Source organism: Thioalkalivibrio sp. ALE16, from assembly GCF_000381305.1.
GTDB lineage: Bacteria > Pseudomonadota > Gammaproteobacteria > Ectothiorhodospirales > Ectothiorhodospiraceae > Thioalkalivibrio.
In genome coordinates this window covers 40,425-56,558 of sequence record NZ_KB906357.1, presented here as the reverse complement: position 1 = coordinate 56,558, position 16,134 = coordinate 40,425, and the positions used below count along the sequence as shown (strand labels likewise).

Sequence of the window (16,134 nt, the reverse complement as noted above, 5' to 3'; positions counted from 1 at the left end):
CGCCGAGCTGTTCTGCTCAGCCGGTTTCATGCGTTCCCGGGACGGACTCGGCACCCTGCGTGGCGATCGTCTCGCGCAGGCGCACGACCTCGCCCGCGATCAGCAGCGCCGGCGACTGGATATCCAGATCCGCCACCCGCGCGGGGAGGTCGGCCAGAACGCCTTCGATGACACGCTGGCCCGGGCGCGTCCCCTGTTCGACCAGCGCGGCCGGCATCGCGCCGTCCGCACCCGCCGCCATCATCTCGCCACAGACCTCGGCCAGGGTATGCAGCCCCATGTAGACGACCAGGGTCTGCTGCGGATGCACCAGCGAGGCCCAGTCCAGATTGGTCTCGCCGGCACGCCGGTGGGCGGTCACGAACTGGCAGCGATAGGCATGATCGCGATGGGTCAGCGGGATCCCGGCATACGCCGCGCAGCCACCCGCTGCGGTAATCCCCGGCACGATGCGAACGGGGATCCCGGCGGCGGCAATGGCCGCCGCCTCCTCGCCGCCGCGACCATAGACGAACGGATCTCCACCCTTCAGGCGAACCACGTAGTGGCCCTCCCGGGCCAGCGCGATCATGCGCTCGTTCAGGTCCCCCTGATCGCAGCTGTGCCGTGAGCGGGCCTTGCCCACATACAGGCGATGCGCCTCCGGGTTGGCCAGCTCGAGGATCGCCTCCGGGATCAGGCGGTCGTGCAGCAGGACATCGGCGTGCTGCATCGCGGCCACGGCGTCCAGTGTCAGCAGGCCCGGATCGCCCGGCCCCGCGCCGACCAGATCCACGCAGCCGGGCTTTCGCTCGCCGCGCAACGGGAGGCGGGCCCCGGCGGGTGCCCCGGGCCCGATCCGCGTCACATTGTCCCACGGTCGATCACTCATGCTCGAAACAGCTGGGCCGTGGCCTCCGGGTTGGAAGGGAACCAGGCATGCAGATAGGTCGCGGTCAGGCGACCATCGCGATAGATCGCCTCGCCCTGCGACCCCGTCCCGCGCGCGCGCCAGCAATGGCCATAGGGCTCGAGCCCGACCTCGGAGCGGGTGTGATGGAAGGTGTGCCCGCGCAGCTCGCCCTCCGGCAGCGGGGCCGCCTGGAGCCCCAGACCCTGCAGGCGGTCTGCCAGCTGGGCCTTGCCCGGCACCAGCCCGGCCATGGCCGCGGCATGACCCTCGCGATTGGCCAGTTCATCCAGCAGGTAGAGAAAGCCCCCGCACTCCGCCAGGATGGGGCGACCCGCCGCATGATGGGCCTCAAGGTCCGACTTCAGGACAGCATTGGCGGACAGCTGATCCAGATACAACTCGGGGTAGCCACCCGGCAGCCAGACGGCATCGGCCTCTGGTAACCCGTCCCCCGCAAGCGGGGAAAAGAACCGCAGTTCGGCGCCCATCTTCTCCAGCAGGCGCAGGTTGGCCGGATACATGAAAGCAAAAGCCGCATCCCGCGCGATCGCAATGCGCACGCCGGACAGCGCCGCCTCGATCGGCGCAATTGTTTCCGGATCAAAGCGCACCGGCTCCGGGAGCCCTGTCACCCCAGCCTCTTCAATCGCGGCCGCTGCCGCCTCCAGCCGCGCATCCAGATCGGCGATCTCGCCGGCCTGCACCAGCCCCAGGTGACGATCCGGGACACTCAGCGTTTCGTTACGCTGCACGGCACCAAAGAAGCGGATCGCCTCCGGGGTGCAATCCTCCAGCATCCGCGCATGGCCCGGACTGCCCACCCGGTTGGCAATCACGCCCGCGAAGGACAGACCCGGGCGGTAGGTCGACAGGCCATGCACCAGCGCCCCGAATGTCTGGCCCATGCCGCTGGCGTCCACCATGGCCAGGATCGGCAAACCGAAGGCCTGCGCCAGATCCGCCCCGGAGGGATCGCCATCGAACAGCCCCATCGAGCCCTCGACCAGGATCAGATCGGCATCCTGTGCGGCCTCGTACAGCATCGCTCGACAGGCTTCTTCCCCGACCATCCACAGATGCAGGGCGTCGACCGGATGCCCGGATGCCTGTTCCAGGATCATCGGGTCGAGGAAGTCGGGGCCGGTCTTGAACACGCGCACGCGCAAACCCTGGTTGCGGTGGTAACGGGCGATGGCGGCGGTGATCGTGGTCTTGCCCTGCCCCGAGGCCGGGGCCGCCACGAACGCCGCGGGGCAGCTCACACTCACAGCTCGATCCCCTTCTGCGCCTTGATGCCGGCCTGAAAGGCATGCTTGACCACGCCGATCTCGCTCACGGTGTCGGCGGCCTCGATCAGTGCCTTCGGCGCGGCGCGGCCGGTGCTAATCACGTGCTGCATCGGCGGGCGGTTCGCCAGGTCTTCCAGCACCTCGTCCACATCCAGGTACTGGTACTTCAGGGCGATATGCAGCTCGTCGAGCAGCACGAGATCGACGTTCGGGTCGCGCAGCATGTCGCGGGCATGCGCCCAGGCCTCACGGGCCGCGGCCACGTCCTTATCGCGGTCCTGGGTCTCCCAGGTGTAGCCCTCGCCCATCACGTGATACTGCACGTGGTCCTGACCACGGAAGAAGGCCTCCTCGCCGGTGGCAAACTGCCCCTTGATGAACTGGACGATGCCAACCTGCATGCCATGTCCCAGGGCGCGCGCGACCATGCCGAAGCCGGAGGAACTCTTGCCCTTGCCGTTGCCGGTCAGGATCAGGAACACGCCCTTTTCTTCCTGGGCCTCGGCGATCTTGCGGTCCACGATCTCCTTCTTGCGCGCCATGCGCTGGGCGTGGCGTTCGGCGCGTGCCGCTTCGGTGTCGTCGCTCATGTTGATCTACTCCTTGAGTTCATTGCGTATTTCGGTGCGCGCAGGGGCAGGCCTACTCACCGATCAGGATCATGCGTCCGGTCTCCGGGTCACGGTAGACCTGGCCCATCGACTCGAAGCCGGAGCCGGCCTCGCCGGCGCCCTCGGGCGGGTCCGGGATCTCGCGCCCGGGTTCGATCTCGGCACCGCCGCTGGCCGGTTCCAGTCCGCTGCCCGAGGCGGCCATCACCACCATCAGGCCGACAGCGAACACGAGCATGATGTCGGCCAGATTGGCCAGTGGGCCCATCGGCTCTTCGTCAGGGGCATCGAAGCGGCTGGCGCGGTAGTGCGGGACCCTCATGCCGCCGCCTCCAGGCGCTCCATCGCGGCGTCATACCAGCGCCGACGGAGGCGTCCGAGCAGGAAGCCGAGGATGCCGACCAGCAGCCCCAGCACCGTGGTGTTGAACGCCACCGTAACGGCCTGGGCCAGGATTTCCAGTTCGCCCCGGCCCATCGCGGCCAGCCCGGGACCCAGCGGAATCAACGTCCCCATCAGCCCGAGCATCGGGCCGATGCGTGCCAGCAGATCCGCGCGGTCGATGCGGCGTCGTGCGCGGTAGGCCAGTCGCTCGGCGTCACCGGTGGCCTCCAGCCGGCGCACTCCGCCGGAACGTTCACCCAGTGCCAGCCCAAGCTCCCACACGGCGACCGCGACCAGCACCAGCAGACCGACGATCACCGGCTCCAGCAGCCAGCGCACCACGGTGTCCATCAGTTCCATCGTGATCGAGAACGGCATTCGCGTTTACCTCATTAACCTTTGTTCAGCGCTTCCCACGTTCTTATGTAGGAGGCCAGCCCTCTGGCCGATGAGCCGCCGGACATACCCCATCGGCCAGAGGGCTGGCCTCCTACAGGAGACATTTCCAGCGGCGGTTATCGCCGTCGGCCGGCGGCGATACCACCGATCAGAAGCAGGAACAGCACACCGGCGACCAGCCACGGGAGCCAGGGCATGCCCCCCGCCTCGTCGCCAGCCTCCTGCCCGCCGTCGGCCTCGGCCGATTCGGGGATCTCCTGCATCTCTTGCGCCGCCGGGTCTTCCAGCGGCTGGATCTCGGTGACACGGCTGGGGTCGGCCTCCGCCTGTGCGCGATCGATCTGCGCGGACGCGCGCACGGCCTCGAAGGCCTCGCGCAGTTCGGGGTCCTCCAGGCGCTCGGCCACCTCGTCCAGCATCGGGTGATCCGGGCGCGTGTGGCCACTGCCCGGCAGGCCGTGTTCCGCCACCAGTTCGGCAAAGCGTTCGGACAGGGCCTCCAGTACCTCCGGATCGGCCTCCCAGAACCCACGACTGGCGGCCACCAGATGCACGGCCTGCAGGTGGGTCTTCACATGCACGTTGTGGCCGTCGGCGAGGAATTCGTCCACGCCCAGGCCGTGGCGGTCCTGCAGATACACGTCATGCACCTCGTCCCAGACCCAGGAGCGGATGATCTCGGGATTGGTGGCCTGCCAGCCCCACAGGTTGTCGACGAAGTCGCGGGCCATGGTCCGCGCCCCGGCATAGCCGTGGTCCATCAGCGGCTCGATCCACTGCGGGTTCAGGTTCTGCCCCTGCAGCTCGCGCATCAGCGCGCGGCCCAGCGTCTCCACCCGCGGGTCGTCCGGATCGGCGTGCTGCAGCACGCGGTTGTCCGGCACAGCGCCGCGAATACTTTCGACCGCGGTCGAGAGCCCGCCCTGGAAGTCAAAACCGTCGTCGTTGTCCAGCAGGCCGTAGAGGTGCGAGGCGCGCCCGAGATAGGTGCGCCCGACCTGGCCCAGCCGGGCCTCGAAGGCCTCGTGCGCGGAGCCACCGGATTCGTCCGCCCCGTAGGCGTGGCCCATCCGGCGCAGATAGGCCGCGCCCAGTTCGGCTCGGTCCTCCCAGGCCCCGGAACGGTCCGCGAGACGATTGACCCCGGCCCCATAGGCCCCGGGGGCGGTACCGAACACCCGCAGCGCGGCCTGCTGACCCGCCTCGAGGCCATTGAGGCCTGCGGCGCGCAGGGCCTGGGTGTCCTCCACCCATTGGGCGGCCACATCGTTGCGCGCCAGGGGCTCGGCGCCCGGATCGCGCAGGTCCTGCCCCAGCGGGGCCAACGCCGCTTCCAGTGCCTCTTCCAGCTCGGGGTACTCGGCAAGAATGGTCTCGGACGATCCGTCCAGCGCGAGGCGGGCGGCACGATCCAGCCACACCAGCTGATCCTCGTAGAGGTCGCGAAACAGCCCAGAGGTAGTAAAAAGGGCATCGCGACGTCGATCGCGCCCGGCTTCATCAAGGTCCATGCGCTCCAGCCCCTGGACGATCCCGCGACTGTTCCAGGCCGGACGAATGCCCAGCATGTCCATGCCGAAGGCGATCATCACGCCCTCGTCGCGCACGGTATCCGACGCCCAGAGGATGATCGCCTCGCTGCCATCCGCCTCGGGATCGCCGTGCTCGCGGGCATCCGCGGCCAGCTCCTGACCGATACCCCAGGCGATACGCGTGGGGACCAGGTCCGCCGCCAGCGCGTGGAAGTTGCGCCCGGTCGGCAATACCTCCGGCGTGCGGATCGGATCGTTGCCCTGCCCTGGCGGCACGAAACGGCCTTCCAGCGCCGCCAGCAGATGCGCGCGCTCGCTGGCCGGGGATCCACGCAGCTTCGCATCCCAGTCGTCGCCAACCGCGTCGTCACCCGCCATCGACTCGAGCATCGTGTCCACAGCCTCGTCGCTCCAGTCGCGTCCGAACACATGCAGCCCCAGCGGCATCTGGTCTTCCTGCATGTCGGTCAGGTAATGCCCGATCTCGTGGACCAGCAACTCCTCGTCCATCTCCGCCAGTACGGTCGTTGCGTGTTCATCATGGCCCTCATCCGCATGCTCGTCCGCGTGGTCATGCTCATGGGCGTGTTCGTGCTCTTCATCCCCGTGTTCCCGGTGATGGTCCGCGTCGCGATGTTCATCGCCGTGTTCGTCTCCGTGGCCTTCGCCATGGCCAGTGTCATCCTCGTCGTGATGCCCCTCGTGATGATCACCGTGACCATCATGGTGATGCCCGTGATCGTGATGGTGACCCCGCGCCAGTTCACGCTCGATGGTCTCGGTCAGGCCAAGGTCCTCGATACGTTCGCGCAGGGTCTGGGCGGCCCGCGAGCGCGTCGCGGCATCCGGCTGTGCGGCGGCCTCGTAGGTCTCCACCAGCTGGCGCAGTTCCAGCAGGCTGTCGTAGAGCTCGGTGGCCGCCAGCGGCGGGGTCAGGTGGCTGATCATCACGCCCATGGCGCGGCGCTTGGCCTGGATGCCCTCACCCACGCCATCGACAATGTAGGGATAGATGATCGGCAGGGCCCCGCCAAGGATCTCGGGGTAATCATCCGGTGCCAGCCCCGCGCGCCGGCGCGGCAGGAATTCGCGGGTCGAATGACGCCCGACGTAGACCAGCGCGTCCGCCTCGAAGTGATCGCGGATCCAGTGGTAGAAGCCGACATACTGGTGGGTCGGCGGGAAGGTGGTGTTGGCGTGCAGCAGGCGCTCGCTGACCTCCCAGCCACGCGGCGGCTGCGGGCCGATGAACACGTTGCCGAACTCGATCCCCGGGAACAGCATCTCGCCATCACGGGTCATGGCCTCGCCCGGCGGCTCGCCCCAGCCGGTCAGGCCGGGGATGCCCGTGCGCACCAGCGCCTTGCGCAACTGCTCGGTGGTCGCGTGCGCGTCCTCCCCCGCCAGCGTGGCCTCCCAGGCCTCCTCGTACTGGGCCAGCAGGTCCAGTGCCCGCTCCTGCGCCGCGTGCGGATAACTCTCGAGCATGTGGCGCAGATCACTGACACCGCTTTCCAGCGCAGCTTGCGCGATCTCGACCTTGTCGACGGCCCTGGCGGCCTCCAGGCGTGCCTGCAGATAGCCAATCGGGCCGTCCACCAGTTCGGCCCGGACCGACTCCGGCAGGCTATCGAAATACGCCTGATACTGGTCGCGATCCAGCGAGGCGACCCGGCCGGCGATCGCGTCCAGCGCGTCCGCCTGTTCCGGCAGGTTCACGGCTCGATCCTGGATCATGTCCAGCAGGGTCTCGGCGTCCTCCGGCACCGCGTCGCCCAGGTCGTACCCGGCAGCCTCGAGGCGCTGCAGGATCTCCAGCAGCGACTCGGGGACATCCAGCTTGTCCGCACCGATGTTCTGGCGACCCGGCGGATGGTTGTAGTAGACCACCGCCACGCGCTTGTCCGCGTTATCCAGGCGGCGCAGCCGCTGCCAGCTCGCCACCCGATCGGCCAGGGCCTCGACCCGCTCGTCGACCGGCTCGGTCAGGGTCAGGCGCACGCCGGTACGTTCGTCCTGTTTCGGCGCGCCCGCGGTCGCGAGCACCATCGGCTGGCTCATGCCCTGCAACTCCGGCATGGCCACGTGATAGTGGACCTTGTCCCAGGGGATACCCTCGTGCGAGAGCCGCCACTGGGTTGCGCTCACATCCGCCAGGCGGATCCCCTTGATCACCGGGACATCCAGCTCGCCGAAGGCCTCGGCCACCGCCTCGCGATTACCGCCCCCACCGACCACGAAGTCCTGCAGGCTGACGATACCCGCCAGATCCGCCGGCCCGGCCGCCTCGGCCAGCGTCTCGACCGCCTCGCGGCTGGCCCCGCCCCAGCGCGCCAGCACCGCAAAGCACTGGATGTCTCGCGCCTCCAGGGCTTCGCAGGCTGCGTCCAGAAGCGCGCGGTCTCCCGGCCGGTCACCGGTGTCCAGGTCCAGCAACGCCACGGCGGGCCCGTCGTCCAGCTCGAGATCGTCCGGGTCGGGAGTGGAGTTCCCATGCCGGTAATAGCGGATGGTCTCGCGCGGGTCCGGCTCCGGAACTTCGATCTCGTGCCCGCCGCGCGCGGCCAGCCAGCGCATCAGGCCTTCCATGTTCTCCGGCGTACGCCCCTGATAGAACGCGCGCCCGGTCAGCCAGTCCGCCTGCTCGGGGAAACGCGCCTGCTGTTGGGCCAGGTGCACGCGCGGGTCTTTACCCGGGTCGGGGTTGGCCGCCAGTTCGGTGCGCATCTCGTCATCGAGGCCCGCAAGCACGGCCTCGCCGCCGATCCGCGACAGGGCCGTCAGGTGACGCACGCTGTTGATCGCCAGAATCGGGGCCGCCTCGGGCGGCGGGGCCTCCCGCAACAGACGGTCGAGGCGCGCGGCCTGATCCCCGAATACCGCGGCCACCAGCACCGCGTCGGCCTCGCGCCACAGCGCCGATACCGCCTCGTCCGACTGGTCCGTGAGTTGTTCCGGCGTCCGCAGGATCACCTCCGCCTGCGGATGGGCCTCCAGGAAGCGGTGCGCCCCAGCGGCCACCTCCGCCGCCGAGCGATCGGAGACCACACCCACCACGAGCGGACCCGCATGGGCCGGGACCATTCCGAAAAGAAAAAGCGCGACAACGCTCAGGATCGTGCAACGAAAACGCATGGAAACTTCCCGATAAACAGGTGCAAGAGGGCGCGAGGCGTGTACTCGACACGCCTCGACCGTTGCAATGGGAATGGGACGCCGCCACTGCGGCGCCCCCAAGAAGACCCGTCAGCCGCGCTGGTTGGCCGGCTGCCAGAGGACCTCGGCACCGTTTTCGTGGCGAGCCAGCACGCGGCACAGCACGAACAGGAGATCCGACAACCGGTTGATATAGGCCAGCGACGCCGGACGCAATGCCTCGTGGTGATTGAGCGCCACCAGACGCCGTTCCGCGCGCCGGCAGACGGTTCGCGCAATGTGACAGTCGGCCGTAGCGGGACCCCCACCCGGAAGGATGAACTCCTTCAGGGCGGGCAGATCGGCGTTGAAGGACTCCAGCTCCACATCCAGACGCTCCACGGAAGCCTCCGGGAGGGCCTGATGCCCCGGCACGGCCAGTTCCGCTCCGAGATCAAACAACTCGTGCTGCACCAGAGCCAGCGAGCGACGCACCTCTTCGGGCAGGTCGTGGACCAGGACCCGGCCCACGACACTGTTCAGCTCGTCCACGTCGCCAAAGGCCTCGACGCGGTGGCTGTCCTTGTCCACCCGCGAGCCATCGCCCAGCCCAGTCCGGCCTTCGTCACCCGTACGGGTCGCAATCCTCGACAGTCGATTTCCCATGGTCTTACCTCTGCTGATAGCGGAGCTTAACGAAGGCGGCCCGACCCGGCTGGTTGTAGTCCACACCATTAAAGCTATTCCGGGTGAGTGCGTAATCCCGATCGAACACGTTGTTCAGCGACGCCTCTACGGACCACTCGGGCGTGATGGCGTACGAGCCACGCAAATTGAGCAAGCCATAGCCGGACAACCGCTCGTTATTGGCGGCATCGTTGTAACTCCGGGCGCGAGCGATGACCGAGCCCCCTACGGAGAAGTCACCCAATTGGCGATCAAGATCGACCCGGGCCGATACAGGAGACCGACGAGTCAGTTCGTTTCCCTTGAAAATGGGTGAGCGGTTTTCGGCATCGAGCAGGGTCAAGCTCATGCGCGAATGCCACCCCCCAGAGGCATACCCGCCTTCGAGCTCCAAACCCCGGATGCGCGCTTGGCTGACATTCTCCGGCTGACGATCAAAGTCTCCAGAAATCTGGATCAGGTCTTCGATATCCGTCTGGAAAATGGCGGCGTCCATATAGTACCCATCCCAAGCATGGCGAAGACCCACCTCGATTGTCTGCGACTCTTCTGGATTCAAATCTGGGTTACCTTGATAAGAACCGGTCTGCACACCCGTCTCCCAGTCGAAGAACTCCTCGTAGGGATAATAGAGATCGTTGAAAGTGGGTACGTTGAAGGCTGTTCCATACGACGCACGGAGACGGGTGGAACCAGTCAAGTCGGTACCCCAGGCCACCTGGCCGGTTACCTTGTCACCGAACTGCTCATTATCGTCGTAACGCAGACTACCTTCGAGATCGTGTCGTCCGACGGAGGTTTGCAAGACAGAGAAGACGCCCGCGTTGTATCGCGAGTCCTGTTCGAAGTTGTCCGTGGCGTCGACATGTTCCTCGGCCAGATCGGCTCCTGCAATCAGCAGGGTGCGAGACCCGAGCACGATGTCGTTGCGCCAGTCGAGCATGTCGCGGCGCGTATCGAATCGCGAGAAGAACGTGCCCGAGGTCAGGTTGTCGCTCTCATCGCGGCTCTGGGAAACGCTGATTTCCGTATCCCAATCCCGGGCTACCGGTAGCCGCACGCCCCCACGGATAGCTGCGTGGACAAACTCGGTCTCGTCCACAAACCCATCAAATTCACTCGTACCTTCCGAGTACAACAATGAACCAAACAGTTCGACCCCATTATCCAGCCGATGGGCGACCTTCCCCGACATCGAGGTGTTGTCAAAACCGTCCGCATCCGAGTCCCCTACACCGTCTTGAACATCGAAGCCAACCGTGTCGAAATGACCAAACGAAAAGCTGTAATCCGTTCGTCCGGTTCCACCGGCCACACCGGCGCCAAATTCCCGGGTATTGAAACTGCCTCCACCAACAAAGGCATTTACCTTCGGCGGACCCTCTTGTCCCTCGCGCGTAAACACCTGGATCACGCCGCCTACCGCGTCAGAACCGTAGATGCTGGTCCGCGGGCCACGAACGATCTCCACGCGTTCAATCTCAGAAACCGGGAGGAACTGCCAAGTCGGGGAGCCGGAGGTTGCCGACCCCATGCGTACCCCATCGACTAGCAAGAGCGTATGACCGGACTCCGTACCGCGGGTTCTCACCGCGGTTTCCTTGCCGTATGCAGCGTTTTGAGTAACGTCCAAGCCGGCCCGCGCGGAAAGTAGATCAGCAACCTCTTTCGGCTGAAGACGCTCGATTTCTTCGCGATCGATGACGGTGACCGAGGACAGGGTCTCGTCGACGGTCTGAGCGATGCGACTCGCCGTCACCTGAACAGTGTCGAGGGTCTGGGCTTCCGTTTCGGGGGCGTCCTGGGTGTGTGCCAGGGCGGGGGTCAGGGCCAGCAGGATGGCCGTGGAAAGTGCTGTGCGTTTCATGTCGTCCGTGTCTCCCGGCGAGCCGCCCGCACGCCGTTGATTCGTCGGGATCGCGCGAACAGGGGGAGACAGACACGAGGGGGATCGGCCACAACCGGCTAGCGGCCAGGCCCGATCATCCGCCTCGCATGCCCGCCGCATGCCGCGCGATCATTCCCTGGCCGGTCTCCGGGCTGACGAGCGTTCCGGTGCGGCGCCTTCCCGAACATCATGTTCAGTGGCACTGGCCGCGACCATCAGGGACCGTCGGGCGGTCCCTCGCTCGATCACCGTTGCGGGGGCAGCGTCGGTTTCGTCCGCAGGCCTCGGAGACCTGCCCGGACTCACCGAACTTCCCGTTTAACCCGCCAGGTCGAGCCTGGCCGGGCACCGGGGAACGCGGCGAACACTACACAATTGGGCGCAAAATTACCAGCCGGGGGAGACTCGATCCCGCACAACCGGAACCGTCGAACCAGGCCCGTCGCGACGGATCATCAGCGGCGGCGCCGCTCCTCGGCGTGGAGATAGCGGGTCCCGCGCTTCAGCAGCAGGCCCCAGGTCTTGTCCTGCAGCATGGCGTCAAACTCGGGCGACCGCTCGGCGCGCAGTGCCACGGGATGCGACTCGTCGCCGGCATGCGTTGCCAGCATGTCCAGGCGCTCGCGGTTGGCGCCGTACTGCTCGACCAGGAAATCGCGCATGGAATCGCTCAAAGGCAGGTGATAGATACGCGTGAGGCGCATCGCCAGCCATTCGGCCATGCGCCCGAGATCCTGGCGTACCTTGCGCACCATGGCCGAGCCCAGACCCGCCTTGGCATCCGCGCTCATGCCCACATACAGCCCCCCGAGATACGCGGCCGGGTTGGCGTAGATCGCGCGCTGGATGCTCGGGTTGGTGAGGTCCACCAGCGGCTCCAGGATCAGGGCCAGCTGGATGCCGATGCGCTTGGCCGTCTCGGCGTCCAGCGCTGCCCCTCCGAAGTAGAACAGATCGCCCTCACGCTGGATCTTCAGCTCCCTGAGGAAGTTGCAGAAGTCGTTGGCCAGCTTCAGCTTCTGGTCATCGGTCAGCTCGATCAGCTCCTCGCTGACCCGGATACCGCGCACACTGCGCTTGAACCAGCGCTTCTCGCCCCGCTTCTCCACCTGGGCGCGGCGCAGGGCCTCCCAGCGCTCCACCGCATTGGCGTAACGGCTCTGCGCCTGCATCAGCTGGTCGCGCGCCTCGCGCAGGTCCTCGACCCGCCGCAGTGCCAGCCCCAGGAGCTGGCCTTCCGGCGAATGTTCCCCCGGTTCCCGATCCTCCAGGGTGCGCAGTGCCTCCAGGACCTGGCGCCCCAGGTCGGTTACGGGCTCGCGCAGGACCTGCGGGTCCAGCCCCGAGGCATCGCTCTGGGACAGCAGAATACCGAGCGAGCGCAGGCGACTGACCACCCCGGCCTGCGCCACGCGAAAGCGGTTGCCCTGGGATTCCAGTCGATCCAGGGCAGCCCCGAGCTGCCAGCCACCGGACCATTCGAAGCTCAGGCGCTTGATCTGGCGCCCGTTCACGAGCTCGAACGCGAGCACGAAGATCGCCTGCACATCGTCGAGGGTGCACCGGGCCAGGTCGTCGGCATCGGCGGCGGAAAACAGGCGGTCCAGGAACTGGTCCACCCGGCGCACGCCATCCTCCTGGGTCGGCGCCACGCCGCGCAGCCGATCGCGCAGCAGGTCGGCGACCTCCGGGGCCTCGTGGTGCAGCTTCTCCAGGGCCGCGAGCCGGGAATCCTCGGTCGCGCCCACCAGATCGCCCACGCGCGAGCGCAGGCCCAGGCGGCGATAGATCTCGATCTGCTCCGCGGCAGCCGCCAGGCTGGTATCGCCGGTCATCTCGCGCACCGCGACGGCCACCCCCTCGGGCGAGATATCCACCTCGTGGAGCAGCACCTCGGCCGCCTTGCGCCGGCGCATGTCCGGTGCGAGCTCGCTCATGGCCAGATCACGGGTCACGAACAGCAGGTCCGGCAGCAGGTCGATCGTGTTGCGCAGCTGGTCGCGCGACTGTTCCTGGCGTTTGCCGCGGGTGGCATCGGCGACAAAGCGCGCCACCAGGCCGATCACCCCGAACAGCAGGGTGTAGACAGCGAAGAAGATGAAGTTCTGTGCCGGGGCGGCATGCCCGAAACCGAGAAAATACCCGCCCTGCATGGCCAGGAACGTGACCGGTCCCGCCGCCCACAGCAGCTGGAGGAAATTGAGCGACCAGGGGACGCGCCGCGCGGTGGCCGCCACCTCGGTGATGCGGCTGCGGCCGGCCGCCTCGATCAGGACGTTCTCCTGCGACGGCCCGACGGCCTGCGGGTCTTCCTGACCCGGTGCCTCCCTGCGTTTACGAAAGCGACCGAACACGCGCCCCTGCTCCGGAATGGATGGTCACCGCCGGCATGGCCGCAACGTCCCCATTAGTGTAGGGAAAGTACGTTCGGTTCGCGCGCTCCGGGCCCCGTTTTCGCGCCGTTCCCGGCGCATTCGGCCACCCCTCAGGCCGCGTTGCTGCGCCGTGCCTGGGCCTCGCCGGGCGGGATCGAGACCACCTCGGAGGCATCGTCGCGATAGAGGTAGTCGCGCGTCAGCGGCACCGCGTCCTGCTGCTTGGCCATCTGCACGTGGAAGACCACCTGTCCCCACCAGCGGAAGGTCCCCTCGCAACTGGCCAGATAGAACTCCCACATGCGGCAGAAGCGCTCGTCAAAGCGCGTCACGGCCTCGGCCCGGACCTTCTGGAAGCGGCGGTACCACTCAGCCAGTGTCTCGGCATAGTGCAGCCGCCAGAACTCGATGTCCGTGGTGTACAGCGGGGTGGGTTCCAGCGCACTCATCACCTCGGACAGCGCCGGGGTGTACCCGCCCGGAAAGATGTACTTGCTGAGCCACGGGTTGGAGGTGCCCGGCGGCTCCTGCCGCCCGATGGTATGCAGCACGGCGATGCCGTCGGGCGTCAGGAGGTCGTGTACCCGCTGGAAGAACGTACCGTAGTTGGGTGTGCCGACATGCTCGAACATGCCGACGCTGACAATCCGGTCGTACTGGTCCTCGTGCTCGCGGTAGTCCTGGTAGAGAAACCGCACCCGATCCTCCAGCCCGCGTCGCCCGGCCTCCTCCCGGGCCACCCGCAGCTGCTCCCGGGACAGCGTCACGCCGTCGACCTGCACGTCCGCGTGCTCGGCCAGATGGAAGGCCAGGCCGCCCCAGCCGCAACCGATATCAAGGACTCGCATGCCGGGTTCCAGGCGCAGCTTCCTGCGCAGCATCGCGCACTTGGCCTGCTGCGCTTCCTCCAGCGTCATATCGGGCCGCTCGAAGTAGGCACAACTGTAGAACATGCCCTCGTCCAGGAACTGGCGATAAAGCCACTCGTCTACATCATAATGATGGGCGATGTTCTGATAGCAGCGCGCCACCTTGTTGCCCTGCTCGATCAGCGCCCGGAGCATACGCACCGCCGGATTGACACGCTGCTGGAACATCGGCGCGAAGTTGCGCATAGCCACATCCAGGAACACCTGCAGGCCCTCGGGGCCAGGCGACCACATGCCGTTCATGTAGGTCTCGCCCAGCTGGAATCCCGGATCGCGACCGATCTTGCGCAGCGCCGCCCGGTCATGCAGCTGCATCGTGATCTCCGGCGTACCGCTACCGAAACGCTGCTCGCGGCCATCCGGGTGCCGCAGCACAAAGGTCCCGTAGCGCATGTATTGCTCGAGTAACCGCTCGATCATCTTGACTCCTGTCCTTGTCTCGGCGGCCCGTGCGCAACGCGTGGGTTCCAGGCCGTTGCCGCGCCACCCAATGTAAACTGAGTCTAAATATTGTTATCTCGCGTTGTCCATGCCTGATGCCGCGCGCGGTGAAGTGGGCGGCCGGCGCCGCTTCGAGACCCGTAATAACCCCGACCCGAATCACCTGCATTCCACAGGGACAGTAGCGCATTCCCGAGCGTGATGGCAGACCCCGAAAATCCCTTTCCCCAATTCCGAAAAAACGGCTACCCTGCACTCATGACGCTACGACCCACCCAAGCCTGTCAGCACTGCACCCTGCGCCAGCTCTGCCTGCCGGTCGGCCTGCCGCAGGACGAGCTCTGGCAGCTCGACGAGATCGTCCAGCAGCGCCGGCCGATCGCCAAGGGCGCGGCCCTGTTCACCATGGGGGCCAAGTTCGACGCGCTGTATGCGGTCCGCACGGGGGCGCTGAAGACGGTGCTGATCTCCGATGACGGCACTGAACAGATCACGGGCTTTGCCCTGGCCGGCGACCTCCTGGGACTGGACGCGATCCATTCGGGCAAGCACCCGGTGAGTGCCGTGGCCCTGGAATCCACCAGCGTCTGTGCCGTGCCCTACGGGCATGTCGACGACCTCGCCGGGCGCCTGCCCACGTTCCGCCAGCACATGATGAGCGTGATGAGCCAGGAGCTCGCGCAGGACGAAAGCCTGCATGCGCTGCTTGCCCAGCGCACGGCCGAGCAGCGCCTGGCGACATTCCTCGTGGGGCTGTCGGAACGCCAGCGCACTCGCGGCCTGTCCCCCGAGCGGTTCTACCTGCCGATGTCGCGCGCCGACATCGCCAACCACCTGGGCCTGACCCAGGAGACCATCAGCCGACTGTTCACCCAGCTGCGCAACCAGGGCGTAATCAGCCTGCACACCCGCGACCTCGAGATCCTGGAGCCCGAGAGTCTGCGGAACACCGCCGGGGTGACGTTCACCTCCTCCGCCGCGAGCAGTGCCTGAATCCGGAGGCACCCCGGAAGAGCCGTCGACGGACTTCGAGGCCTTCTGGCGCTTCGCCGGAACCCTCTGGGCCGACCCCGATGCACGCGCGCGCCTGCTGCGCTGGCAGGAGGACTTCGGGGTGGATGTGATGCTGGCGCTGTTCGCCCTGTGGTACCCCCGACCGCTGACGACCTCTCAGTGGCAACGGCTCGCGCAAACCGCCCGCCGCTGGCAGACCTCAGCCACCGGACGCATCCGCGCCCTGCGCCGCCAGTTGCACACCCCCGAGCGCGACACGCTCTACCGCGCGGTACTCGCGCTCGAACTCCAGAGCGAGCGCCTGGCGGGCCTGCAACTGCTCGCGCAGGCCCGCCAGCTCTCGACGCCGGATAGCCGGTCCCACGCCGTGAACCACCGGCGCCGACTGCACACGCTGTTCCCCGCATTGCCGGAGGCCGAGATCCGCGACGCGCCACACACTCCGGATCGGTGTTCTCAATAGCGTGTCCACGCAGGGACGTACGTAGCGGCATGCCGGCTGCATGCGCTGGCGGTTCCGGCTATCCTCCCCGGCATACAGACCCTACACGGCAGGAT

At 66.9% G+C, this 16,134-nt stretch carries 12 protein-coding genes and 1 riboswitch; of the genes, 2 read left to right on the top strand and 10 right to left on the bottom strand.

Features of this window, described 5'->3' with window-relative positions:
• Positions 1 to 16: 16 nt before the first annotated feature.
• The 10 genes from cobA to F627_RS0104705 all read right to left on the bottom strand — a co-directional run bounded on the left by cobA (position 17) and on the right by F627_RS0104705 (position 14,541).
• Positions 17 to 871: a uroporphyrinogen-III C-methyltransferase gene (gene cobA, locus F627_RS0104750; protein ID WP_019583424.1), complete on the bottom strand. Its 855-nt coding sequence runs from the start codon at positions 869 to 871 to the stop codon at positions 17 to 19.
• On the bottom strand, positions 868 to 2,160 hold the full coding sequence (locus F627_RS0104745; protein WP_019583423.1) for a cobyrinate a,c-diamide synthase: 1,293 nt from the start codon (positions 2,158 to 2,160) through the stop codon (positions 868 to 870). The genes cobA and F627_RS0104745 overlap by 4 nt, the downstream gene beginning before the upstream one ends.
• A complete protein-coding gene (cobO, locus tag F627_RS0104740) occupies positions 2,157 to 2,771 on the bottom strand; it encodes a cob(I)yrinic acid a,c-diamide adenosyltransferase (protein WP_019583422.1) in 615 nt (204 codons plus the stop codon). Before cobO ends, F627_RS0104745 begins: the two co-directional genes overlap by 4 nt.
• A 52-nt stretch (positions 2,772 to 2,823) precedes the next feature.
• Positions 2,824 to 3,114: a DUF2149 domain-containing protein gene (locus tag F627_RS0104735; RefSeq protein WP_018138715.1), complete on the bottom strand. Its 291-nt coding sequence runs from the start codon at positions 3,112 to 3,114 to the stop codon at positions 2,824 to 2,826.
• Positions 3,111 to 3,554 (bottom strand): MotA/TolQ/ExbB proton channel family protein, encoded by a 444-nt coding sequence (locus F627_RS0104730; RefSeq protein ID WP_018174775.1) that lies wholly within the window; start codon positions 3,552 to 3,554, stop codon positions 3,111 to 3,113. The genes F627_RS0104735 and F627_RS0104730 overlap by 4 nt, the downstream gene beginning before the upstream one ends.
• Positions 3,555 to 3,691: 137 nt before the next feature.
• Positions 3,692 to 8,242: a cobaltochelatase subunit CobN gene (locus tag F627_RS0104725; RefSeq protein ID WP_026332027.1), complete on the bottom strand. Its 4,551-nt coding sequence runs from the start codon at positions 8,240 to 8,242 to the stop codon at positions 3,692 to 3,694.
• 111 nt (positions 8,243 to 8,353) lie between these two features.
• Positions 8,354 to 8,908 carry a cob(I)yrinic acid a,c-diamide adenosyltransferase gene (locus F627_RS0104720; RefSeq protein WP_026332026.1) on the bottom strand — a complete coding sequence of 185 codons (555 nt, stop codon included), beginning with the start codon at positions 8,906 to 8,908 and terminating at the stop codon, positions 8,354 to 8,356.
• Positions 8,909 to 8,912: 4 nt separating this feature from the next.
• Positions 8,913 to 10,796: a TonB-dependent receptor domain-containing protein gene (locus F627_RS0104715; protein WP_019583419.1), complete on the bottom strand. Its 1,884-nt coding sequence runs from the start codon at positions 10,794 to 10,796 to the stop codon at positions 8,913 to 8,915.
• Between the two features lie 141 nt (positions 10,797 to 10,937).
• A riboswitch (cobalamin riboswitch) is annotated at positions 10,938 to 11,185 on the bottom strand.
• Positions 11,186 to 11,272: 87 nt separating this feature from the next.
• Positions 11,273 to 13,171, bottom strand: coding sequence for a hypothetical protein (locus F627_RS0104710; RefSeq protein ID WP_018875754.1), 1,899 nt, complete (start codon positions 13,169 to 13,171; stop codon positions 11,273 to 11,275).
• A gap of 131 nt (positions 13,172 to 13,302) precedes the next feature.
• The gene (locus F627_RS0104705) at positions 13,303 to 14,541 is read right to left on the bottom strand and encodes a cyclopropane-fatty-acyl-phospholipid synthase family protein (protein WP_018866868.1); all 1,239 of its coding nucleotides are present in this window, start codon (positions 14,539 to 14,541) and stop codon (positions 13,303 to 13,305) included.
• Between the two features lie 279 nt (positions 14,542 to 14,820).
• On the opposite strand from F627_RS0104705, the gene fnr reads away from it, so the two are divergent.
• Positions 14,821 to 15,555 carry a fumarate/nitrate reduction transcriptional regulator Fnr gene (gene fnr, locus F627_RS0104700; protein WP_018866869.1) on the top strand — a complete coding sequence of 245 codons (735 nt, stop codon included), beginning with the start codon at positions 14,821 to 14,823 and terminating at the stop codon, positions 15,553 to 15,555.
• On the top strand, positions 15,548 to 16,039 hold the full coding sequence (locus F627_RS0104695; protein WP_019583418.1) for a DUF2390 domain-containing protein: 492 nt from the start codon (positions 15,548 to 15,550) through the stop codon (positions 16,037 to 16,039). The genes fnr and F627_RS0104695 overlap by 8 nt, the downstream gene beginning before the upstream one ends.
• The last annotated feature ends 95 nt before the right edge of the window (positions 16,040 to 16,134 follow it).